The following is a 22,573-nucleotide window of genomic DNA, read 5'->3' as shown; positions in this document are numbered from 1 at the left end:
GGTAAAAATTATCCACTCTTTTTTATTTCTCACTTAAGGTCAGGTTGTATGAATAGGATATTTATACCTGCTGTACTTTTGTCTACCACACTGATTCTCAGTTTGATTTATCTCATTAATCAAGGCTTTGATTTGGCAGCCATCATCTTTGTCAGTGGTGTAGTGGTGCTAATGATGCTTGCGAGTTATGTCTATCAGCAAATTCGATTGTCTGTCCGTGAATGTATAAAAGAATCCGCAAAATAGTGGATTTTTCTTTTTACGGTGTATGTCTTGAACCAAAACCTGCTTTGACTTTTAATGAACTGTAGACAATTCATGAGCAAGCACAGCAGGAGCAGGGAATGAGGGCAGTATTTTTAGATGTGGAATCTTTAGATCAGCACGATTTGGATTTGAGACTGTTAACTGCCGCTTTTGATGAGCTGATTTTATATCCTGCAACATCAACTGATCAGGTACTACAACGCGTGCAAGATGCACAGGTCATTATCACCAATAAAGTACAGATTTCTGCACAAGTGATGCAGCAATGCCCACAGTTAAAACTGATTTTAATCTCCGCCACGGGCACCAATAATGTCGATCTAGTTCAAGCCAAAGCACAAGGCGTTGTGGTGTGTAACTGTCAGGGGTATGGGACTTCGGCGGTAGCACAACACACCTTGGCGCTGATGTTGGCATTGGCAACTTCATTATTAAAATATGACCATGCGGTGAAGCAGGGTGTATGGAATAACGCCAAACAGTTCTGTCTGTTGGATTTCCCGATTGTGGAATTGGCGGGTAAAACCTTGGGTATTGTCGGTTATGGTGAGCTAGGGCAGGCCGTGGCCAAATTGGCACACGCCTTTGATATGCGCGTCTTGATTGCGGCGTTGCCAGATCGCCCACAACGCGAAGGCCGTTTGCCTTTGGCTGAATTATTGCCACAAGTCGATTTTCTCACGTTACATTGTCCACTAACCGATTCTACCCGTAACTTAATCAGTACGGATGAATTTGAACGGATGAAAGCCAGCGCCTTTCTAATTAACTGCGCACGTGGGGGGATTGTCGATGAAGCGGCATTGGCTCAAGCTTTGCGTGAAGGATATATTGCAGGTGCTGCAACCGATGTATTAACGGTAGAACCACCGAAAGAGGGTAATGTGCTATTGGCAGCAGATATTCCGAATTTAATTATCACGCCGCACAGTGCATGGGGCAGTGTTGATGCACGACAGCGCATTGTGCAGCAGATGGTGGAAAATGTTATAGCCTTTCAGCAAGGGCAGCCTATTCGTCAGGTGGCGTGAAGATGAGTTGGATATGCATATCCAACTCGAAAGATGAAAAAAAGCGCAGTTGGTAGGCTGCGCTTTTTTATCGTTAAAAAATGGTCTGCTTTAGTTCAGTTGTCCATTCTGAGCAGGTGTTGTGCTGGATTGACTCAATGGGTGGGATTCGATCGGTGCTGGTGGACTGTTGGGATCACCTAAAACACTGGCTTTGGCTTCATGCCATTTTTTATTGACCGTGGCAGCCGCTTTTTGAGAGTTTTCTTTGGCGATTTCCGTCTGTTCTTCACTATAGATTTTGGTTTCATTCCAAGTTTCAGCGACTTTCGGTTTGACTTTGGCAATGCCTTTTTGTGTGCCGCGATCTACTGCATTGGCAGCATCTTGGGCGGTATCTAAGGTTTTTTGTCCCAGTACTTCAAAAATATTCGGGTTATCTCCATAGCCTTTTTTCTTGCTGCTTTCTGCTGCATGGGCAGATAGAGTCATAGCCACAAACACTGTACTGGAAATTAAAACTGCTTTCATCAACTGCATGCACTTGTCCTCTATTGCTGTTCACTATGATGCAGAAAACACGCTGTAGGCTGAGATGTTTTCTATAGTGCCACTCTCGATGGGATACTTCATCTTCTGCTGTATCCCAGCGAACGTCAAGAATTTTCATTGCGTGCTCAAGCACAGCTTGGTTTAAAAATGTGTCTAGATCAACGGATGGATCGCATTATTTTGCTGTGTTCACTGTGGTTTGTGATGAAATGCCAAGCTGTGTTTTGGCAATCGGGGTATGTACGCCCACTTGTGCATTCACATCAGCCTGTGCAGGTGTGGTTAATGCTGTTTTACTCTTGTTCAAAGTGTGTTGAGTCGTAGCTTTGCCTTGCTGCACTTTGTGCCCTACATAGTTTTGGGTTCTTTTGGCTTTTTCTGTACTGTAGTCTTTGGCTTTATGCGTGGTTTGATGTGCATTTTTCACTTGTTTTGCGCTGAACTGTTTAGTGTTGTTCCATGCAGTTTTACTGGCAGATTTGGTTTGCTCGGCACCTTTTTCTATGCCTTGTCCTACATGTTGCGATGCTGTATTCAGTCCCTGTCCAACTTGGGTTGAGCTATGTTGAATGCCATGTCCCACGTTTTCTGTCGCTGTACTTAAACCATTGCCAACTTTTTTGGCAGAAGTTGTGACTCCTTCATGAATATTGTGTAATACGCCGTGAGGATTAGCTTGTGCTTCGGCGGAAGTATTAACCTGTCCATTGACTGCCACGTTGGCAAAGACCGAAGCAGAAGCAAAAAATGCAGTAGTCATTAATGCTGTTTTTATCATGTTCATGTTGGATATTCCTCTGTGACGATACCCTATATTGCGGGTAATGAATGTGAGCCATCATAAACAGATTCAATAGGTATTTTGGTGTTTGAGATGAAACTTACACAGTTCAATACAGCAGCTTAACACTTGCTACAAGATTGTAGAGATAGAAGCCTACTAGAGAGTATTGATGTATCTAAATACGGCCTTTTGTTCACATTGGCAAAATCATGCAAGTGTAGAGAAGGATGTAGGAAATGAATTTATTATTCTGTATTTTACAGTATTTTTTATAGGTTTTACGCCTTTTTGACGTAAAACCTACGTGCCACTTAGTTACATTGCGCAACGGCATCTTTGGCGAAGTTTTTACGTAATTTAATAAAGTTTTGTTGGACTTGGGCATTGTTCAGGTCGAAATTGCTGGCTTGACTGGTGCCATCTTTGGCGAAGGTTGCTGTACCACCTGTAATGAGGGTATTGCCTCTAAATGACCATTGTTCGACGACTTTGTTGCCGTCTAAGTTCCCCGTAAATTCGATGATGCATTTGTCTACAAATTTGGTCAGTTTGGCTTTATTGTCGGTTGTGTTTGGATATACATCTAAGTTTTGAACTTCTTGTAGTACGCCTGTTTCCAATTGTGGAATTTTAGGAGATGAAGTACATGCTGTAAGTGCTGCGCAAGTGAAGCCCGTAAGTAAAAGTGTTTTTAATTTCATATTAACGTTCTTTCTTGTTGAGTGTTGTTGGTTTGAGTATAGGGAATTGAATTTAGATTGGCTATAGTTCTGCCATTTTATGTATAAACTCAGAAGAGCTAAGTTTTATAAGGGATTTAAATAAGTTTAGTTATATAAAAACTCCACTTTGGGAGAAGTTTAAAATTTCTTTGTTTAATAAATTAGAAAGTGAAGAAATAGTTGGAAAATTAATTCTCAATCACTTCGAAAGTTTTTTCTCCATGATTTAAGTGGATCAATATTTTTTCCCCTTTTGTCGTTGGTTCAATTTTAAGTAAAAATATACCGCTATTTAGTACTAAATCATGAAGATTCTTAAAGCCGTATTCAATTTTGATTTTTTTATTAGCATCTGGAAATTTTTTACTAATTGATGAAGCTATTGTTGTAAGAGAAATCCATCCATTATTTTTTGTATTGTTATTGATTAATATTTGAATTTCTTTATAAATCTCATCACTAGGAAAAATAAAATGAGTTTTAAATAGATTAGATTGCATGAAAGATATTTGGGTATCTATACCTTTTTGTGCCGTCAAGAAATATTGTTCAAATCGATCTAGAAATGGTTTATGCTTTTTTTCTAATTCTAATAAAAAATCTATAGCTTGTTGGCATTCAGCTAGTTTGGATAAATTGAATTTTTCTTGAAAGTGGTGTGTTAGCAGATTGCGATCTGCTACAAACTCTTGTAGTTGGGAGTTAAGTTCTAGATGTTTATTTTCAGATAAATTAAATGAAACTTTCATATCAATACGTAATGTATTTGCCTCTTCTTTAATAAGCTGATCTTCTTCAACAGAATCAAGCAGAAACAGAGAATTTAAAGCTTTTGTGCTTAATCCACCTAAAGTTTGATTTCTAACAGGTGGTTCGATAACTAATGGGGAATTTTTATTTTCAAAGATGATAGTACGATTGAGCTTTAGTAAAGACTTTAATCTCATTTCTACAGTCTGAAAGCGAATTAAGTGCTTCCCAAGTAGTAAAAATATTTTATCTCTTAATTCTTCAGTACTTTGCATTGTTATTTCTAATGAATAATAAAAACCCCACTAATTTATAGCGGGGTTCTCATTAATTTACAACCAATTAAAGCTTAATGCTGCAACACTGAAATATCTGCAACACTGGTAAACAAGCCACGTAACTGCGCCAGTAAACGTAAACGGTTGGCTTTCAATTCAGCATCATCCGCCATAACCATCACACCATCAAAGAAGGCATCAATTGGTGCACGAAGGGCAGCCAATTTAGACAGTGCTTCGGTGTAGTCTTTTGCAGCCAATAATGGTTCAACCACTGGGGTAATCGCTTGAAGTTCTGCGAATAATGCTTTCTCCGCATCTTCAACCAATTTCGCTTCAACAACGCTTCCTTCAGGAGTTGCTTCTTTTGCAAGAATGTTGGCAACACGCTTATTCGCGGCAGCCAAAGCAGCCGCTTCAGGCAAGTTACGGAAGTGGTTGACTGCATTGACACGCTTATCAAAATCAAGTGGTGATTTAGGAGAAAGCGCTTGAACGGCTTGAATCACATCAACAGCAACGCCTTGGTCTTCATATTTTGCACGGTAACGACCTTCAAGGAACGCAACAGCATCTGCCAAAGTTTTGTCGTGATCTTTCAACACATCGCCATAAGCCGCCAAAGCCAACTTAATCAGTTCTTCAATTGAAACATCAAGGTTGTTTTCAGTCACTAAACGCAAAATACCAATCGCAGAACGACGTAAAGCAAACGGGTCTTTAGAACCAGTCGGTGCTTGACCAATACCGAAAATACCTGTGAGCGTGTCTAAACGATCTGCAAGGGCAATGGTTGTACCTGTTTTGGTTTTTGGTAAAACATCACCAGCGAATTTCGGAAGATACTGCTCACCTAAAGCTTCAGAAACTTCAGTGTTTTCGCCTTCAATGCGTGCATAGTAAGTCCCTGCAATACCTTGAAGTTCTGGGAATTCACCTACAAGCTCTGAGGTTAAGTCGCATTTAGCAAGTAATGCAGCTTTTTCAGCATCGGCAACGGTTGCACCTGTAATTGGCGCAAGGGCTACCGCCAATTTGGCAATACGTTCAGATTTGTTCCAAAGCGTACCCAATTGTGCTTGGAATACCATGTTTGCTAATTTTTCTTTACGAGATGCAAGCGGTTGCTTTTGGTCTTGTAAGAAGAAGAATTCAGCATCAGACAAACGTGGACGTACCACTTTTTCATTACCCTCAATAATTTGCGTCGGATCTTTCGACTCAATATTGGAAACGGTAATGAAGTAAGGTTGTAATTTATTGTCCGCATTTACCAAGCAGAAATACTTTTGGTTGTCCTGCATTGTGGTAATTAAAGCTTCTTGAGGCACAGCAAGGAAGCGTTCTTCAAAGCTGGCACGAAGCGCAACTGGCCATTCAACCAATGCGGTCACTTCATCACGAAGATCCGCAGGCACGATCGCAATCGCATTCACTTCATCTGCAAGTGCTTTGACTTGTTGATCAATCATCGCCTGGCGTTCTTCAAAATTCGCCACAACTTTTGCAGCGCGAAGTGCATCTAAGTAGGCATCGGCATTGGCTAAAGTAATTGCTTCAGGTGCATGGAAGCGGTGACCATAAGTGACATTGCTTGCTTTGTGATCTTGAATGGTTGCATCAACAACCTCGTTGTCTTTAAGCAACACTACCCATTTTACAGGTCGAACGAATTCAGTACGGCTCGCCGCAGAACGCATACGTTTTGCAATTGGAAGATTGTCTAAAGCAGTTTGTAAAATTTGTGGCAAGAGTGCTTCAAGGCTTTGACCTTGTACATCTTTTAGATAGCAAACTTTTTCAACTTTACCTGCTTGGAAAGTTGAAACTTGATCTGCTGTAATGCCTTGACCACGCATAAAGCCTTCAAGTGCTTTGGTTGGTTTACCTTCAGCATCATAAGCAGCTTGTACCGCAGGGCCGTCGAAACGTTTTTGAGTATCAGCTTGAGCGCCATCGACATTGATAATTTTCAATGCCAAACGACGCGGTGCTGCATAAGCTTCAATCGTATCGAAGGCTAAGCCTGCATCTTTTAAGCCTTTAATCGTTTCAGCTTGTAAGGCATCACGTAAAGTTTTTAAGCTTTTTGGGGGAAGTTCTTCACAGCCAAGTTCAAATAAAACGGTATGTTTAGACATTATTTGTTCTCCGCTGTTTTTTCTGCTTGAGCTGCTTCTGCTTCAACCTGAGCTTTCAATTGAGCTAAAACTTCATCACGTAAATGTGGTTCTGCCATCGGGAAGCCAAGCTTGGCACGTGCAGCCACATAACTTTGCGCAATTGAGCGTGCCAAAGTACGTACACGTAAAATATAACGTTGACGTTCAGTCACAGAAATCGCGCCACGCGCATCGAGCAAGTTAAAGCTGTGTGATGCTTTAATCACTTGTTCGTAGGCAGGAAGTGGAAGTTCCGCTTCCATTAAGCGCGTTGCTTCCGCTTCATAGAAATCGAACAATTCAAACATTTTTTCAACGTTGGCATATTCAAAGTTATACGTTGATTGCTCAACTTCGTTTTGATGGAATACATCACCATAAGTCACAGTACCGAATTGACCTTTGGTCCAAACAAGATCGTAAACAGAATCGACACCTTGTAGGTACATAGCCAAACGTTCAAGACCGTAAGTGATTTCGCCTGTTACAGGGTAACATTCAACACCACCGACTTGTTGGAAATAAGTAAACTGAGTGACTTCCATACCGTTGAGCCAAACTTCCCAACCTAAGCCCCAAGCGCCGAGTGTTGGAGATTCCCAGTTGTCTTCGACAAAACGAATGTCATGTACCAGCGGGTCAATCCCAATCGCTTTAAGCGAGTCGAGGTAAAGTTGTTGAATGTTATCTGGGTTTGGTTTTAACACCACTTGGAACTGGTAGTAATGCTGTAGACGGTTCGGGTTTTCCCCATAACGGCCATCTTTCGGGCGACGTGATGGTTGTACATAAGCCGCGTTCCAAGTTTCTGGCCCTAAAGCGCGAAGGAAGGTTGCTGTGTGGAATGTCCCTGCACCCATTTCCATGTCATAGGGTTGTAAAATCACACAACCCTGTTCAGCCCAGTAGTTTTGTAAGGCAAGAATTAAGCCTTGAAATGTATCAATATGCGATATGGCGCGACTCATGGTGCATCCATTAAAAATTAGAGAAAAATTGCCCCTAAGTATAAGGATTTTGCAGGGGAGTGGCAAAGGGTATAGCACAACTACCTTTCTAAGGTAGAAATTTGAGCATACATGATAGCCTTCGCCTCTTAATGTGGATAAATTTCATTAAATGTAGACGAATACCAACTCTTAAATTGTGAAAATACACTCAGTTGACGCATTTCATTATTATTTAAAAAGAAAGGTTTGCGCTCTAATGCTTCCGAAACAGGAAATAAGGTTAATTCAGTTATTGCTGAATCGAATTCACCAACGATGGAATGCAATCGAATAATCTGAGCGTGTAAAGTTGCACTTTTAGTTTTGTGCAGTTGCGCTTCAGATAGTGCAAATGCGATCTCTTCTTTAAGGGTGTTAGTATCTTTTAAAATTTCAAATTTTTTGCATAGCCCCATACAAAAAGCTTCTAAAATATCAATAATTTGATTTTCTGAATATTGAGTTTTTAAAAAGGCGATACCTTCATCTAAAGCTTCTATTGTTAAATCATCATCTAGCACAAATTGCGCCATAAACCCCATAGTATTATTTAATATAATTTCTGTTTTTTTTATGTCTTGAAGTTTTTTAATATTCTCATCATTGGATAGGATATCTATATATTTACCTATCAAAATTTTATAAATTCTCCCTTTTGAATATGTTGCAGAATTAAAATTAATTTCCTTTAGGTACATTTCTAATTCTTTATAAGGTTTTTCTATGAAATCTAAACTACATTTTAAATTTTCAGTAATCTCCATAAAAGTTTCATCAGCATCACATGCATAAATGACTTTACACTCTTCATCAGTCTCTAAAAATTGATGACTTTCATTTTGTAAAATTTGATCATTATATTCAAGCCAATATAACCAATTACTATAAGGGCGTAGCTCCTTAAGAGCGGTCATAAGAGGATCATTTTCACCACTATAACCTGCAACAATCCATGTTTTGGTGCAACCCGTTGAATGTACGACTTTTTGTAAAATGGGGTCATGCTGCGTTAATTGATTTGTAGTGTTTCTTTGTACTTGCCCTACATGTTGTCCATTAAGATAAATGATACATGGATCGTTAAAAAGCTCTGGATTAATACGATCCACAGAACCAATATCATAGATTGCAGGAAGAGGATACATCCCGACCATATAGCAAGCATTGATAAGTAAAGGGTCAAAGTTAACCGTGAGAATACGACTGAAATAGCCTTGTTTTAAAAGTTCGGCAATTGCGATATGAGCAAAATTGAGTTTTGCTTTTTGAATGCCTTTATCTTTATTACCTTCAATAAACCATTTAAATAGTTCTTTTCTTTTAACATTAGAAAGCTTGGTCATAATGCTATTGTATTGAAGTTGGCTTAAATCTTCTTGAGCAAGCCGTTGTTCTTCTTCTGTAAAGTAATTAGGAAAGTTTTCAATCGCAATTTGCATGAGCTTTTGTGCGGGTGGAATACCTGCGGAAACAGAAATACCTGCACCAACCAGTAAAATTGCTCCACCTTCCTTTTTTGCATCTTGTAGAGACGCAGCTAAATGTTTTAAAAGCTCTTCGCGTTGATTTTCTTTCATTGATGTTTCTGGTTGTAAAGTTGAGCATATTTTAGATTATAGTTTTTAGATTTACATCTAATTATATTTTTAACTTACTGAATCAATTCTTAAGTTTTTCTTTGTTATATTGACAACCATTCATAACAACAAAAGCAGCCCAGTATGCTGAAATTTATTCTATCCACCAGTTTATTGGTTCTTGGCTCTATAGGATTGGCATGTGCCCAGCAACCGATGACTGAATCTGATCCATATAACGATTGTGTTGAGCAAACTATTCAAGAACAGCAACTGGCAGGGATTAACAATAGCGTAGTACAAATTTGCGCGGATCAAGCCAAGCAAGGTTATGAAAAGCAAATTGTGGCATTACTCGATCAAATTCGGGTGCAAAGTGCTGAATGGCAGCAGCCTGAACGCTATCAAGCGATTTTGAAATCACAGCGTTTGTGGAAAGCCTATGTCGATCAAGAGTGTGATAATGCAGGACAGTATATTGGTTCACCAATGTATGCGTATTGCCCGATGGAGCAATATGCCGATCGAGTGCTACAGTTGCAGCACTACGTCAACTAAATTGGGCCAATGTGGCAATCAGAAATGCTGATGATTATAAGATATAAAATAAATGCACCTTATTAGGTCAGTCCGCGTATAATTTTGCACAGCCTACATATAAGAAAGAAGGATAATCGTGTTTCAGACCCAGTTTGAGTGGTTAAATACCTTAAAGCCGAATTTTAAAGTGTTACCGTTAAAGGAACGATTGCTCTGTGGCTTAGGGGCGTTGTTAGGTCTGGCATTGTCCTCCCTGATGAGTTGGTGGGTACTAGGAGATATCAATGCGTGGTATATCGCCCCAATGGGTGCCTCTTCGGTATTGCTGTTTGCTGTACCTGCCAGTCCTTTGGCGCAGCCATGGAATATGATTGTTGGCAATACTTTGGCGGGCTTTATAGGCGTCACTTGCGCCCTGTATCTGCCGAATTTAACCGAAGCTTTTAGTATTGCTGTAGCGTTGTCGATCTTTTTGATGATGACTACAGATTCCTTACATCCACCCAGTGGTGCAGTCGCGATTACTGCGGTGTTGGGTGGTAAAAGTGTGCATGAGCTAGGTTACGCTTTTATTGCTTATCCTGTGTTATTGAATTCATTATTGCTATTGGTAATTGCGATTATCTTTAACCGAATGTTGGGACGCAAATATCCGCAAACAGCACAGCTCAACTCACGTTCCACCGATCCGACCCCGACTCAAAAAGTCACCATTCAGCCGCAAGATATTCACAATGTATTGGAGCATCAGCCGCAATTACTCGACATCAGTGAATATGACTTACAAAAGATTATTCTTAAGGCACAAGAAATTGCCAATGCACGTGCAGTGAATGAACTAACCTGCAAAGACCTGATGTCTAAAGATGTACTGATGTTGAATGAGCAGGATGATATTCATCTGGCTTTAGATAAATTCAAGCAGATTAATTTGATGAGTTTGCCTGTGGTCAATGACGCTCGGCAGTTGGTAGGTACTTTAGCGCTGTATGAAGTGGTGGAGTGGTTTAAACGTGCTGCCGACCCAAAAGCCAGTTGGGAACATCAGGTGAAACAGATTATGAACCGACAAGTGGTGACGGTACAGCCAAATCAGCCGATACAGGATTTGGTGCCCTATTTTGTTGAGCGTTCGTTTAACTATATTCCTGTGGTTGAGCAGCAACAACTGGTGGGAATGATTAGTCGTGCAGATATGATTGCGGCATTGAACCAGCAATTAATTCAATTGAAAAATCAAAAATAGAGGAAGTAAAAATAAAAAAAGCTACGACTCTTTGGGGAAAAAGCCGTAGCGACCAAAACGGTAGGTCAAATGATGTTGCTTAAAACCTATAATGGCGTCTTGTTGTTATTCACAGTCCGCATAGGGCGCTGGTAATTCGATGTATTTGAATAACTGTCATCCTGACGTTTAGGAATGACCAACCATAAAACCAAATACACCAGAATGCCTGGAAAGGCGGCGCTCATGACGGAAACTAAAAAGAAGATAATTCTTAATAAATTTGCGTTCCAACCAAAACGTTCAGCAATACCGCCCATAACACCTGCAATTATATTTTGGCGATTCGAACGATATAAACCAACATTGGCCATTCAGGTCTCCTTAAAAATTGAATGAGAGATATTTTGTAATCTCATACTAAATAAATGGTGATGTAATTCAATTTTTAAAGCAAAGCCAGCACCAAAATAGTTAAGTTATGTAAATAAACATAGGCGTTCAGCCGTGCACTACATAAAATGTGATCAAATTTACAGATGCTTTTATTTTTGATAAGTAAATACAGGCACTTGCAATGCTATTGCTGAATTTAAGGATAAATGACGCGATAACATTTTTTTACCCTCTGGGTGTTCGGTCAAATGAATGTGGATTGTGTATTAACGTGATGAAATGGAAAAGTGTAAGACTTCATCCGAAGTTCGGTGGGGTGCTATTGGGTTGTTTATGGGCCAGTCTCATTTTGGCGGCGTGTGGTCGCTCAACTACTCCAAATGAAACGGCATCTGCTGCTGAAGGACAGTCCGCATCTGCTGCCAATTTGCCGCCACAGTCAGGCAAAAAACTCACAGAACTGGCGGGGCAGGCCAGTATGCCCAACGAGTCGGCATCAACAGTGCAACAAAATTTAGTCGATGAGCAAGCCCCTTATGTCGGGCGTTATCATGTCAAGATTTCCTGTAAAGATGACTTCGTGCAATGTTCCGAAGGTTCGGCGGAATATATTTTGACTTTGGCTGCCGATGGTTCTGCTTATCGGAGTATTGTTTACACGGGCAAGCTGTTTAGTGAAAAAATGGCTGAAGACAGCAATATTCGGACTTATCGACGTGATACGTGGTCAGTGAACCCAGAAGATGCTGAATTGGTGGTGCATTTAGAAGAGGGGGCGGAATTTTATTATCGGGTCGATGAGCAGCATCATCTTATTTTAGATTTGGATCAAACTTTAGATTTGGACAATCAAATGAATCAGCATTTATTTGCAGCGGGCTATCCGATGCCTACACAAGCGTATCGTTTAATTCGAGATAAATAACTTGATATCAAGTTGAGATGAGAAGACCTGAAGAAAGTCTAAAGCTGAAACAGCTCAATAGAAGTGTATTGAAAGAGATATTATAAGAAATTTTGCAGTAAATGGTGGGTCGTCCGCGACTCGAACGCGGGACCAACGGATTAAAAGTCCGCTGCTCTACCAACTGAGCTAACGACCCATTTAGAATGCTTTCACATTATGACAGCTTTTTGATAAAGCTTAAAGATGGTGGGTCGTCCGCGACTCGAACGCGGGACCAACGGATTAAAAGTCCGCTGCTCTACCAACTGAGCTAACGACCCATCAGGAATCAAAATAAGTGGTGGGTCGTCCGCGACTCGAACGCGGGACCAACGGATTAAAAGTCCGCTGCTCTACCAACTGAGCTAACGACCCATCTCGTTTTGATGGAGCGTATTGTAGCAAGATATCGAACGAGCGCAAGAGAAAAATCGCAAAGTTGTTGATGTTTGATTATAAATACAACAACTTTGCCTGATTTTATGCAAAAAATTGCCAGAATTTCAGTTTAGAAGCGATATTGGTACTGTTGAATATTGCTGTAAATTTCAGTACTCATATCGCAATAGGCGTTGCTATTGGGCAGCAAGACTAAAATTTGCTCATTGGTTTTTTCTGGATTGAAGGCTTGCTCTTTCAGCTTGCTCTTCTGATATTTAAAGGTGCCTGTGGTTTCTACTTGTTTTTGAACACGTAAGAACACAGGGATGGCATAGGCTGGTAAGCTCTTCTTGAAGCAACTGAGCATGGCGTGTAAGTCTTGTTCATTCAGTTGAGCTTGTTCTGCCAAGGTAATGGCAGCCATCCCTGCACGTCCGTTGGTGTGTGGAATTTCCACGCCATACACCACAGCTTCAGCAATTTTGGGATATTCGCACAACATGTTCTCAACTTCGGTGGTCGAGACATTTTCTCCTTTCCAGCGGAAGGTATCGCCAAGGCGGTCCACAAACTGTGCATGGCGGAAGCCAATATCACGGACTAAATCACCCGTGTTAAAGTAGGCATCACCATGTTTAAACACATTCGGCATAATTACGGACTTGTTTTTTTCAGGGTCGGTATAGCCATCAAAAGGGGAGCGACGGGTAATTTTACCGATCAATAGACCGACTTCGCCTTTACTCACTTTTTGACACCAACCGTTTGCATCACGAATTGGTTCATTCTTTTCTTTGTCGAATTGAACAATGGCATACGGTGTTGGGGAAAATCCGACGGTGTTGTCGAAATTAAATACATTGCTAAAGCCAACGTTACCTTCACTGGATGCATAGAGTTCGAGCACTTCTTCTACACCAAAACGTTGTTTAAATTTGTCCCAGATATTCGGGCGCATGCCATTGCCAATCATTTTTTTGACGCGATGGGCATGGTCTAACTCCGATGCAGGAGCATCCATTAAGTAACGGCAAAGCTCTCCGACATAGCCAATCGCAGATGCATTGAATTTTTGCACATCTTTCCAGAATGCAGAGGTCGAATATTTGCGTCGTAATGCTAAAGTCGCACTACTTGCAATCACCCCACACCAGCACACCACAATGCCTGTCGCATGGTAGAGCGGCAAGGTAACGTACATGACATCGTCACTGTTTAAATCCAGCACGTGCCCATAAGTGCCATAGGCAAGGGTCCAGCGACTATGGGTGAAGATGACTGCTTTCGGTAAGCCTGTGGTACCCGAAGTATAGATGTAAAATAAGCCATCTTTGCCTTTCACGCTGTGCGTGGTGGGCGTGTTAAAGGTCGGAAAGGTGATGATTTCATCGGCTAAATTTAGATAATGTGTGGGTGCTGTACCTACATGCTGACGTGTTTCTTGATCGGCAAACCAATAAAAGCGCTGCTCTGCCAAGTTAAGGTCTTGGCGAATTTCATCTACAGCGGCGCGGCATTCTTCTCCAACAATAAGTGCAATAGGATTGACTAAATTAATACTATGCGCCAAAACTTTGCCGACTTGTGAGGTGTTTACTAAAGCTGCTGTGACCCCGATTTTTGCCAAAGCTAAAATGCTGGCAACCAGTTCTGGGCGGTTTTCAATCATCACCGCAATGACATCACCTTTTTGCGCACCAATTGACAAGTAATAATGTCCAATTTGGTTTGCCCAATCATTGAGTTGTTGGTAGGTATATTTCTGCTCTTCAAATAATAAGGCATAGCCATGTGGGTTGCGTTTTACGGCCTTTTCAAAAGCAATGCCTAGGCCTGCTGGTGAGTTTGGGGTGCGCAAATAAGCCTGTTTTAAGCCTGTGACCAGATGTGGCAGTTTTCCAATAAATTGCGGGATTTTTGCAGCGACGTCTGTTATTCCAATAAGATCGCTTTGTGTGGTTTGGCTCATAAGAATCCTATTTATTTTTCGTGTCCAATACGATGTCTTTATCTACAGGTTGAACGTAGTAATCTGTACAGTTGTCCTTTTAATCGTTTCTTTCTAGTGCAATCAACCTAATCTGTTCAAAATAACAAAAAAAACCTAGCCATCGAAATGACTAGGTTTTAATTATTTTACAGCAATTGGGTAAATACTTACTCTGCTGTAGGTGTTGCTTTTTTCGGTGGGCGACCACGTGGACGACGCGGACGAGCTTTTTCTTTCTCTTCCTTTTCAGCTGCAGTTTCTTCTGTCGCCGTATCTTCGACAACATCTACAGCCAACTCAGTCTGTACAGGTTCTGCTTTTGCTTTTGCTTTCGCAGGGGCCTTTGTTTTAACCGTTGCTTCTTCTGCTACTACTGGTTCAGCAACAGCTTCGGTTACTGTAACTTCAGTAGTAGTGGTCTCTACAGGCTCAACTACAGCTGCAACCTCTTCAACCACTGGAGCGACAGCAGGCTCAGTCGCAACAGGAGCCTCTTCTACTTGAGCTTGTTTCGTTTGCGCTAGGGCTTGTTCTGCAGCCTGTTTTGCTAAACGACGACGCTCACGTGGGTCATTGGCTACGCGCTTTTCTGACTCTGGCTTTGGTGGTGTTAAGTCTAACACTGGTGCAGGTTCAGCTTCAGGCGTAGCTTTCGCAACTTCTACATCACGCGTGACAGGTTTTTTCTCCGCTTCAACGGCTACGCTACTTGAGTTCAGGCTCGCTGCATACTCAGTAGTGAACTTTTGAAGTGCGCGGTTGAAAGTCGGGATTAAGCCAAATTGCTCAATCAGCACAGCGCAGTCTTCACCATACACATGGCGAATTAAGCTACCAACGGTGTATTGCGCTAAAGTCGGTACTTGTGATGGATTCAGCTTTGGCGCTTGTGCTTGTTTAGCTTGAGCATCACGTTGTTGGCGACGACGCATACGCGGGTCATTGCTTGCACGTTTGCCATCAGAACGAGGCTTTTGCTCTTCCACTTGAGTTGTTGGTGCTTCCACCTGAACTTCAACTTTTGCTTCAGTCACTACAGTTGTAGGAGCAGCTTCAACCACTTCTGGAGCTTCAGTCACAGCAGGAACAACGGCTTCAACAGCCTTTGCGGTTGTGGTGTTGTTGATGGCGATGATTTCACTTTGCGCTTGATCAACATTCACTACCAATGCTGTAGGAAGCATGTCTTGACGTGGAGCATCAATTAATTCCACTTTGACTTGTTGCTCATCTACAACTACTGGCGCTGGAGCCGCTGCTACAGGTTGTTGTTGTTCGTTAAATACGCTTTGGTCGCGGTGGCGATTTGGGCGATTCGGACGCTGTTGGTTGTTACGATCACGACGTGGAACAGCTTGTTCAACATGTGTTTCGCTTTGTTGATCTTGCTGTGGTTGGCGTTGTTGCTGACGTTGACGCTTTTGCTCACGCTGTTCTTGGCGTTGATCTTGGCGCGACATTTGAACAACTTCTTCAACCACTTGATTTTGTTCTTGTGGTTGCTCACGTTGTTCGCGTTGCTTGTTATTGTTACGCTTTTTGTTGTGACGTTGCGATTTTTCTTCTTTCTCAGAATTTTTTTCTGCAAAGTCACGTTGCTCTGATTTTTGTGGAGCAGGAGTCGCTGATAAGTACACATTGTTGCTGGCTACAGGTGCTGTTGTCACAGCAGCAGGAGCAGTAGTTACTTGACCAAATTGACCACGGCTGACGGCACCGCCATTCACCATTTGTTCAATTGCCGCAGCTGCATTATTTGCTGTACGTGCTTGATCTACAGTTGCTGCTTGCTTTTGAACAAACAAGTTTTCTAACCATGCACATGGGCTGCTTGAAGCAGTTGCTACAGCAGCAGGGTTAGGGGCTTGCGTGCTTTGTTGAGCAGCTTGCTGTGGCTTTTTCTTGCCATGTTTTTCAGCAATTGGTGCAACGCTTGGTTGTTGATCAGCATCTTCTAAATGCCAATCTGAAGCTTCATAACCCAATTCTTTTTCGCTAGAACGTGTTGCTTCGGTACGTTCATAGCTGGTTGGCGCGAAGCCTTCAGGGTTGTAAGAAATTTCGTAATGTGGTGTTTCTAAGTGAGGGTGTGGTAATACTGTCACACGAACACCTGAGGTTTGCTCTAAGTAAACCAAGCTGTGACGCTTTTCATTCAATAAGAATGCAGCAATTTCTACTGGCACTTCAACCTGAACTTCACCATGACGTTCACGTAGGGCAATTTCTTCCACTTTACGCATAATTGAAAGTGAAAGTGAGCGCAAGTCACGCACCATACCTGTACCATGACAGCGCGGGCAAACGTAACCAGTGGCTTCTTCTAAAGATGGACGTAAGCGTTGACGGCTCATTTCCATTAAACCAAAGCGTGACAATTGACCAAACTGAATGCGGGCACGGTCGCTTTGTGTTGCTTCACGTAATTTCGCTTCAACCATGCGTTGGTTGCGGTCTTTGGTCATATCGATGAAGTCGATGACCACTAAGCCACCAATATCACGTAAGCGCAATTGACGTGCAATTTCTTCTGCGGCTTCTAGGTTGGTATTCAGTGCAGTTTCTTCTACATCATGTCCACGAGTCGATTTTGCCGAGTTAATATCAATCGAAACCAAAGCTTCTGTTTGGTCAATCACGATTGAACCACCAGAAGGTAATTTTACTTCACGCTCATACGCGGTTTGAATTTGGCTCTCAATACCAAAATGAGCAAATAATGGCTCGTTTAAGGTATAGGTTTTTAATTTATCAATTTGACGAGGCATGACTGCTTTTACGAAGTTATAGGCTTCGTTATAGGCTTGCTCAGAGTCAATCAAAATTTCAGCAACATCATCACGTAAATAATCACGGATGGCACGCGTTACCACACCTGCTTCTTGATGCACCAACATTGGTGATGGACCAGAATTTGCTGTGCTTTGGATTTGTGCCCAAAGATCGAGGAGATGTTGAAGATCGAGTTGTAACTCTTCTTGAGAACGACCAATACCTGCGGTACGTACAATCACGCTCATGCCACGCGGGACATTCAGTGATGCTAACATTTCTTTTAATTCTTCACGAACTGAACCCGAAATTTGACGGCTGATGCCACCACCTTTTGGATTGTTTGGCATAAGGACTAAATAGCGACCTGCCAAAGAAATAAAGGTGGAAAGTGCCGCGCCTTTGTTGCCGCGTTCTTCTTTTTCCACTTGGACTAAAAGCTCAGTACCTTCAGTAATCAGTTCACGGATATTCGAAGTCTGGCGAGGGTCAGCTTTGTAGTATGAATTTGCGATTTCGCGCATAGACAGGAAGCCTTGGCGGCCTGCACCGTATTCTACAAATACAGCTTCTAAAGAAGGCTCGACGCGAGTCACGTGACCTTTATAGATATTCGATTTTTTTTGTTCACGGGTACGATTTTCTAAATCAAAATCGTAAAGACGCTGACCAGTAACAAGTGCAACGCGGACTTCCTCAGCATGTGTTGCATTAATCAACATACGTTTCATGGGTGTAACACCTTATAGTGATACACAGCAAAAAATCGCTATTCACGTAGCGAACATCAAACATCATGGATCAAACTCAGATCTCAAATAAACCAATTGTGGTCTGAGGGTTTTCACTGGCCTTTTTTAAGGTGGGCTCCAGTTTTGATTCACGTATTGATGATGGCAATACGGCTTCAATCTTTCAACGATTAAAGACACCTGTACACTTCACTGGCGAACGAGCGGTGCATTGGATGTGAGTAACTTTCACTGTCACATTGCTCGAAGAGCATCCCTACATAAGAGTGTCTTGATACGGAATTATCGTCGTATCTTTACAAATTGTGCAGATCCAATGCATCAGACGCTGTAGCCTGAATGTGGTTTCAGGGTGCGACTAATCTGATGTGTATCAGTTTACGTTTAAAAACCAACTTGAGGTTGGCGACATATTTTTTCAGGCAAACTGATTTATGTACCTGAGGTACAATTAAACGCAACAGTTTGCAGTTTTGCCGATATAATAAGCCTTCGGCGTCGGCATAATTCTTTTGGGACCTTTTCGAGTTTATAATCAAAATGTCAGTCACATTTCAACTTAAATTCAATTGAAATGCTTTGATGATGATTCACTTACGATGGTTTCCGTGCGCTGACTATAGCAAACCTTGCATCATCTGCCTATGGGCTAAGCTAACGTTTCTAGTGAAAAGTATAGCCTAAATGGTCAGTTTTTAATCAATTTTAGTATTTTTTTAGGTCACAGTATCTGTATGAATTCTACGCAAGAATGGCAAAGTGTCACTTGGTTTGAAGTGGATGAGCATCAAGCGGGTCAACGCATCGATAATTTTTTATTTAGCCGACTCAAAGGTGTGCCGAAAAGTCGCATTTATCGTTTAATTCGTGAAGGGCAGGTGCGCGTGAATAAAAAGCGCATTAAAGCTGAAACTAAATTGGCAATTGGGGATCAGATTCGCGTTGCACCAATTCGTTATGAACAAAAAGATGAAACGGCTGCCCCTGTTTCAGACAAAGTCGCACAAAGTCTACTGAGCCGTGTGGTATATGAAGACGAAGGACTGATGGTGGTGAATAAGCCATCGGGCATTGCAGTACATGGCGGTAGTGGTGTGGCCTATGGTTTGATTGAAGGCTTACGCGCTGCAACGGGTAAAAAATATTTAGAACTGATTCACCGTATTGACCGTGATACCTCAGGCTTGGTGATGATTTCTAAGAAACGCAGTGTGTTAAAGACTTTGCAAGATATGCTGCGTGAACACAAAATTAAGAAGACCTATGCTGCTGTGGTCAAAGGTGTCGTGAGTCTTGATAAACAGTTGATTGATGCGCCTTTACACCGTTATGAACTCTCAAATGGTGAGCGTCGTGTACGCGTATCGAAAGAAGGGAAAGACTCGAAAACTCAGTGGAATGTCGCTGAGCGTTTTATGCATGCGACTTTGGTGTATGCTTCACCGCTTTCAGGTCGTACTCATCAAATTCGCGTACATGGTTTAAGTATTGGTCATCCCTTAGTTGGTGATGATAAATATGGTCATGAAACTGAGTACAATGGTCCTAAACCACGTCGATTATGTCTACACGCCATGCGTTTGGATATTCCAGGTTATCCGCCAATTGAAGCGCCTTTACCTGAAGATATGCAGAGTATTGTGGCGCAGTTAAGAGCGCAGAAGAAGGATTAAGTCTTTTCCCTTTCATTTTAGGAGAGGTGATAAAGACATGACTTTTGTTGGTTGTGATTAATTTAAAATGATGCTGTATTGGTCATCTTTACTTTTCAAAGATGAAAAGTAACAAAAATCTTTTGTTGAGCTGATGGAACGTCCTGAACGCGCTTTAAGCACTGCTTTAAAGCGAAGTGCAAGTCAGCTCAACTGCGACATCCTTGTCGCCATCATGTAGCAAATGCGTTGTGTAAATTGTCTTTATAAAAGTAAATATTGGAACCCCAGCATGAATAAACCTGTAGAACTGATTATCTTTGATTGGGATGGTACATTATTTGATTCAGTGGGGCAGATTGTGGACAGCCTTTTGTTTGCAGCGCAGCAATTTGAACAACCCTTAACACCTGAAGCAGCAAAAAGTATTATTGGTTTGGGTTTGCCTGAAGTGGCTCAAGTTTTATTTCCGGCAGTACCTGAATTACATACTGATCTTTTGAAATGTTATGGCGATCATTATGTTGCGCATTCAAAGGATGATGCTTGGTTTGCGGGTATTGCTGAAATGTTGTACGGACTCAAAAATCAGGGTGCACGACTTGCGGTGGCGACAGGTAAAAGCCGTAGAGGTTTGGATCGAGTGTTGACTCAAACCAATAGTCATGATTTGTTCGAGATTACGCGTGCAGCAAGTGAAACCAAGTCTAAACCTGATCCGCTGATGTTGACCGAAATCTTGGCTTGCACAGGCGTAAAAGCTGAACAGGCGATTATGGTCGGGGATACTTCTTATGATTTGGAAATGGCGCAAAACATTGCCATGCCAAGAGTCGGCGTCGCCTATGGTGTACATACAAAAAATATTTTGCAGCAGTTTAACCCGTTGACCATTGCAGACGATGTCGCAAGCTTGGATCAGTTTTTAAATCTGCAAGTAAATGCTTCTGATGTGGCTTAAGCACAGTTGATTATTTTTCAAGGCGTGTAAGGATATGCGCCTAAAATTACTTTTGAATAACAAGAAAATCCGCTATGAGTCGTTCTATTCGATTACTTCATTTATTACAGCATCTCCGTGAACAGCGTTATCCTGTTACGGCGCAACGTTTGGCTGAACATTTACAAATCAGTGTGCGAAGTGTTTATCGAGATATTGAAAGTTTACGTGATCAAGGGGTCAATATTGAGGGAAGTGTCGGCGTAGGATTTCAATTAAAAGAAAACTTTCTCCTTCCGCCCATGAGTTTGGATGAATCAGAAATTGAGGCGATGTATTTGGCATTACAATGGGCTAAATCTATTCCTGATCAAGCATTACAACAGGCTTCACATTCGGTATTAAGCAAATTAAGAGCAGTCTTGCCACTAAGAAAACAAGAGTTTTTAAATGATACTTATCTAAAATCGATTCATTCGTGGATTGAAGTTGATCAAAGTATTGTTGAACAAGTTCGTATTGCCATTCGTTTACAAACTAAAATCCAGATTGATTATATTGATGAACAAAAACAGATTTCACACAGGCAATTATGGCCGTTTGCATTGGGATATTTTAACGACAAAATGTTGTTGGCTGCGTGGTGTGAATTACGGGAAGATTTTAGAAATTTCCGTTTAGATCGAATACAAACGCTCATATTAACTGAACAAGTCTACCCTCAATTTAAACGTCATTTATTTCAGCAATGGTGTCAAAAGGAATTTTCAAATTCATAAAAATGCCCCAACACTACTGACAAAAACTGACACAGCATCGTTCTATTCTAAAAAAACAATAAACACAGAGGATAGAACAATGGCTTTAACTTTATATACAAATAAGCAATCTCGCGGCGTAGTGGTGGATTGGCTTATTCTTGATTTGGGGATTGAAGTTGAGCGCATAGAAGTCGCTTATGGCGAGGAAATGAAATCAGCCGAATTTTTAAAACTCAACCCTTTTGGTAAGGTGCCAGTTTTGGTTGATGGTGATGTGGTGGTTTATGAGCTAGATGCCATTTGTGCATATTTGGCAGATAAATTCTCTGAAAAAGGTTTAGCGCCTGCACTCGATGATCCGAAACGAGGCTTATATTATCGTTGGTTGTTTTTTGGCGCAGGACCTTTTGCAGCCGCTTCTGACAATGAACATTTAAAAGTTCAGGTTGCACCAGAGCAAAAAATGTTTATGGGCTATGGCGATTATCAAGATACCTATCAAGCGTTGATTCAAGGTTTGGAACAAGCAAGCCCGTATTTATGCGGTTCACAGTTTACAGCAGCCGATATCAGTTTAGGGGCAATGATCATGTGGCAATTAAAAATGAATTTATTAAAACCACATCCTGCAATTGATCGCTATGTATCGGCCATACAGCAACGTGAAAGTTTAAAGAATAATCCTACTTTATTTGCAGCGTAAAACCATTTTACTCCGATAAGCCTCTTATAAAAGAGGCTTATTTTTTGTGGTAGATATTATATAAATAGACGCCTTGCTTCTTATTTTTTAGTCGTAGATGAAAAGTTCGATTGACATATACATAGCTAAATTCTGAATGATTTGGTCATTTTTCTCTTTGATTTTTCTACGCTGTTTATGTTGATGGATAAAACAAAAAAAGATTTATAGGTTCTAACTATTATAGAAAATAAAATAAGTATTGGCGTAAAACCCGCAATTTTCCGATGCTTAAGCGGTCTAAAACATACTCGTTTTTAGTGGTGCTTAGGGATAAGCCCTCGGTTTCTCCTTCGGTCATTTGCAAGGTCTATTTTGACGATTTCTTGATTTTCCTTGCTCGCTAAAACGGTATCTGTCTCTATTTTGCAGTTTAAGGAAACCT

Annotated in this window: 19 protein-coding genes and 3 tRNA genes; 9 read left to right on the top strand and 13 right to left on the bottom strand. The window is 41.3% G+C overall.

Features of this window, described 5'->3' with window-relative positions:
* The first annotated feature begins 48 nt into the window (after window positions 1–48).
* Together E0H87_RS06275 and E0H87_RS06270 are read left to right on the top strand one after the other, a co-directional pair.
* On the top strand, window positions 49–246 hold the full coding sequence (locus E0H87_RS06275) for a hypothetical protein (RefSeq protein ID WP_131322809.1): 198 nt from the start codon (window positions 49–51) through the stop codon (window positions 244–246).
* Window positions 247–344: 98 nt separating this feature from the next.
* Window positions 345–1,298 carry a 2-hydroxyacid dehydrogenase gene (locus E0H87_RS06270; protein ID WP_131322808.1) on the top strand — a complete coding sequence of 318 codons (954 nt, stop codon included), beginning with the start codon at window positions 345–347 and terminating at the stop codon, window positions 1,296–1,298.
* Between the two features lie 90 nt (window positions 1,299–1,388).
* Here E0H87_RS06270 and E0H87_RS06265 read toward each other — a convergent pair whose 3' ends face one another.
* The 7 genes from E0H87_RS06265 to E0H87_RS16150 form a co-directional block, all read right to left on the bottom strand.
* The gene (locus E0H87_RS06265) at window positions 1,389–1,817 is read right to left on the bottom strand and encodes a hypothetical protein (RefSeq protein WP_131322807.1); all 429 of its coding nucleotides are present in this window, start codon (window positions 1,815–1,817) and stop codon (window positions 1,389–1,391) included.
* Between the two features lie 187 nt (window positions 1,818–2,004).
* Window positions 2,005–2,613, bottom strand: a complete 609-nt coding sequence (locus E0H87_RS06260) for a hypothetical protein (RefSeq protein ID WP_131322806.1) — start codon at window positions 2,611–2,613, stop codon at window positions 2,005–2,007.
* Window positions 2,614–2,924: 311 nt separating this feature from the next.
* Window positions 2,925–3,314: a hypothetical protein gene (locus E0H87_RS06255; protein WP_131322805.1), complete on the bottom strand. Its 390-nt coding sequence runs from the start codon at window positions 3,312–3,314 to the stop codon at window positions 2,925–2,927.
* Between the two features lie 209 nt (window positions 3,315–3,523).
* Entirely contained in the window at window positions 3,524–4,360 is an 837-nt protein-coding gene (locus tag E0H87_RS06250) for an OST-HTH/LOTUS domain-containing protein (protein ID WP_131322804.1), read from the bottom strand.
* A 74-nt stretch (window positions 4,361–4,434) separates the two neighbouring features.
* The gene (gene glyS / locus E0H87_RS06245; protein ID WP_131322803.1) at window positions 4,435–6,504 is read right to left on the bottom strand and encodes a glycine--tRNA ligase subunit beta; all 2,070 of its coding nucleotides are present in this window, start codon (window positions 6,502–6,504) and stop codon (window positions 4,435–4,437) included.
* Window positions 6,504–7,493: a glycine--tRNA ligase subunit alpha gene (gene glyQ / locus E0H87_RS06240; RefSeq protein WP_131322802.1), complete on the bottom strand. Its 990-nt coding sequence runs from the start codon at window positions 7,491–7,493 to the stop codon at window positions 6,504–6,506. Before glyQ ends, glyS begins: the two co-directional genes overlap by 1 nt.
* A gap of 128 nt (window positions 7,494–7,621) precedes the next feature.
* Window positions 7,622–9,091, bottom strand: a complete 1,470-nt coding sequence (locus tag E0H87_RS16150; protein ID WP_227547316.1) for a hypothetical protein — start codon at window positions 9,089–9,091, stop codon at window positions 7,622–7,624.
* A 144-nt stretch (window positions 9,092–9,235) separates the two neighbouring features.
* On the opposite strand from E0H87_RS16150, the gene E0H87_RS06230 reads away from it, so the two are divergent.
* Both E0H87_RS06230 and E0H87_RS06225 read left to right on the top strand, forming a co-directional pair.
* Window positions 9,236–9,649 carry a lysozyme inhibitor LprI family protein gene (locus E0H87_RS06230; protein ID WP_131322801.1) on the top strand — a complete coding sequence of 138 codons (414 nt, stop codon included), beginning with the start codon at window positions 9,236–9,238 and terminating at the stop codon, window positions 9,647–9,649.
* Window positions 9,650–9,767: 118 nt separating this feature from the next.
* Window positions 9,768–10,877, top strand: a complete 1,110-nt coding sequence (locus E0H87_RS06225) for an HPP family protein (RefSeq protein ID WP_131322800.1) — start codon at window positions 9,768–9,770, stop codon at window positions 10,875–10,877.
* Between the two features lie 86 nt (window positions 10,878–10,963).
* Here the strand turns inward: E0H87_RS06225 and E0H87_RS06220 are convergent, their stop codons facing one another.
* Complete coding sequence (locus tag E0H87_RS06220; protein ID WP_131322799.1) at window positions 10,964–11,230, bottom strand: PspC domain-containing protein; 267 nt, start codon at window positions 11,228–11,230, stop codon at window positions 10,964–10,966.
* Window positions 11,231–11,523: 293 nt separating this feature from the next.
* Between E0H87_RS06220 and E0H87_RS06215 the strand changes: the two genes are divergently transcribed.
* Window positions 11,524–12,177, top strand: coding sequence for a hypothetical protein (locus tag E0H87_RS06215; protein WP_131322798.1), 654 nt, complete (start codon window positions 11,524–11,526; stop codon window positions 12,175–12,177).
* A gap of 102 nt (window positions 12,178–12,279) precedes the next feature.
* Here the strand turns inward: E0H87_RS06215 and E0H87_RS06210 are convergent.
* From E0H87_RS06210 to E0H87_RS06190, 5 genes are all read right to left on the bottom strand, one after another.
* Window positions 12,280–12,355 (bottom strand) — tRNA-Lys (locus E0H87_RS06210).
* 48 nt (window positions 12,356–12,403) lie between these two features.
* A tRNA-Lys gene (locus E0H87_RS06205) sits at window positions 12,404–12,479 on the bottom strand.
* An 18-nt stretch (window positions 12,480–12,497) separates the two neighbouring features.
* Window positions 12,498–12,573, bottom strand: a tRNA-Lys gene (locus tag E0H87_RS06200).
* 133 nt (window positions 12,574–12,706) lie between these two features.
* Window positions 12,707–14,548 carry a long-chain-acyl-CoA synthetase gene (locus tag E0H87_RS06195; RefSeq protein WP_131322797.1) on the bottom strand — a complete coding sequence of 614 codons (1,842 nt, stop codon included), beginning with the start codon at window positions 14,546–14,548 and terminating at the stop codon, window positions 12,707–12,709.
* A gap of 188 nt (window positions 14,549–14,736) precedes the next feature.
* Window positions 14,737–18,072 (bottom strand): Rne/Rng family ribonuclease, encoded by a 3,336-nt coding sequence (locus E0H87_RS06190; RefSeq protein ID WP_131322796.1) that lies wholly within the window; start codon window positions 18,070–18,072, stop codon window positions 14,737–14,739.
* A gap of 755 nt (window positions 18,073–18,827) precedes the next feature.
* Here E0H87_RS06190 and E0H87_RS06180 point away from each other — a divergent pair.
* The 4 genes from E0H87_RS06180 to E0H87_RS06165 all read left to right on the top strand — a co-directional run bounded on the left by E0H87_RS06180 (window position 18,828) and on the right by E0H87_RS06165 (window position 22,149).
* Entirely contained in the window at window positions 18,828–19,766 is a 939-nt protein-coding gene (locus E0H87_RS06180; protein WP_016168327.1) for an RluA family pseudouridine synthase, read from the top strand.
* A gap of 271 nt (window positions 19,767–20,037) precedes the next feature.
* Window positions 20,038–20,706, top strand: coding sequence for an HAD-IA family hydrolase (locus tag E0H87_RS06175; RefSeq protein ID WP_131322795.1), 669 nt, complete (start codon window positions 20,038–20,040; stop codon window positions 20,704–20,706).
* A gap of 74 nt (window positions 20,707–20,780) precedes the next feature.
* Window positions 20,781–21,464: a helix-turn-helix transcriptional regulator gene (locus tag E0H87_RS06170; protein WP_131322794.1), complete on the top strand. Its 684-nt coding sequence runs from the start codon at window positions 20,781–20,783 to the stop codon at window positions 21,462–21,464.
* Between the two features lie 79 nt (window positions 21,465–21,543).
* A complete protein-coding gene (locus tag E0H87_RS06165) occupies window positions 21,544–22,149 on the top strand; it encodes a glutathione S-transferase family protein (protein ID WP_131322793.1) in 606 nt (201 codons plus the stop codon).
* Window positions 22,150–22,573: the final 424 nt, after the last annotated feature.

This window comes from Acinetobacter sp. ANC 4178 (assembly GCF_004331175.1).
GTDB lineage: Bacteria > Pseudomonadota > Gammaproteobacteria > Pseudomonadales > Moraxellaceae > Acinetobacter.
The sequence above is the reverse complement of the archived record's forward strand: the minus strand, read 5'-3'. Positions and strand labels throughout refer to the sequence as shown.

Bases quoted from the DNA above. Each gene is read 5' to 3' on its own strand.
- E0H87_RS06175 (WP_131322795.1), top strand. From the start codon at position 20,038: ATGAATAAACCTGTAGAACTGATTATCTTTGATTGGGATGGTACATTA.
- E0H87_RS16150 (WP_227547316.1), bottom strand. From the start codon at position 9,091: ATGAAAGAAAATCAACGCGAAGAGCTTTTAAAACATTTAGCTGCGTCT.
- glyS (WP_131322803.1), bottom strand. From the start codon at position 6,504: ATGTCTAAACATACCGTTTTATTTGAACTTGGCTGTGAAGAACTTCCC.
- E0H87_RS06170 (WP_131322794.1), top strand. From the start codon at position 20,781: ATGAGTCGTTCTATTCGATTACTTCATTTATTACAGCATCTCCGTGAA.
- E0H87_RS06195 (WP_131322797.1), bottom strand. From the start codon at position 14,548: ATGAGCCAAACCACACAAAGCGATCTTATTGGAATAACAGACGTCGCT.
- glyQ (WP_131322802.1), bottom strand. From the start codon at position 7,493: ATGAGTCGCGCCATATCGCATATTGATACATTTCAAGGCTTAATTCTT.
- E0H87_RS06165 (WP_131322793.1), top strand. From the start codon at position 21,544: ATGGCTTTAACTTTATATACAAATAAGCAATCTCGCGGCGTAGTGGTG.
- E0H87_RS06220 (WP_131322799.1), bottom strand. From the start codon at position 11,230: ATGGCCAATGTTGGTTTATATCGTTCGAATCGCCAAAATATAATTGCA.
- E0H87_RS06265 (WP_131322807.1), bottom strand. From the start codon at position 1,817: ATGCAGTTGATGAAAGCAGTTTTAATTTCCAGTACAGTGTTTGTGGCT.
- E0H87_RS06260 (WP_131322806.1), bottom strand. From the start codon at position 2,613: ATGAACATGATAAAAACAGCATTAATGACTACTGCATTTTTTGCTTCT.
- E0H87_RS06180 (WP_016168327.1), top strand. From the start codon at position 18,828: ATGAATTCTACGCAAGAATGGCAAAGTGTCACTTGGTTTGAAGTGGAT.
- E0H87_RS06230 (WP_131322801.1), top strand. From the start codon at position 9,236: ATGCTGAAATTTATTCTATCCACCAGTTTATTGGTTCTTGGCTCTATA.
- E0H87_RS06250 (WP_131322804.1), bottom strand. From the start codon at position 4,360: ATGCAAAGTACTGAAGAATTAAGAGATAAAATATTTTTACTACTTGGG.
- E0H87_RS06255 (WP_131322805.1), bottom strand. From the start codon at position 3,314: ATGAAATTAAAAACACTTTTACTTACGGGCTTCACTTGCGCAGCACTT.
- E0H87_RS06270 (WP_131322808.1), top strand. From the start codon at position 345: ATGAGGGCAGTATTTTTAGATGTGGAATCTTTAGATCAGCACGATTTG.
- E0H87_RS06275 (WP_131322809.1), top strand. From the start codon at position 49: ATGAATAGGATATTTATACCTGCTGTACTTTTGTCTACCACACTGATT.
- E0H87_RS06190 (WP_131322796.1), bottom strand. From the start codon at position 18,072: ATGAAACGTATGTTGATTAATGCAACACATGCTGAGGAAGTCCGCGTT.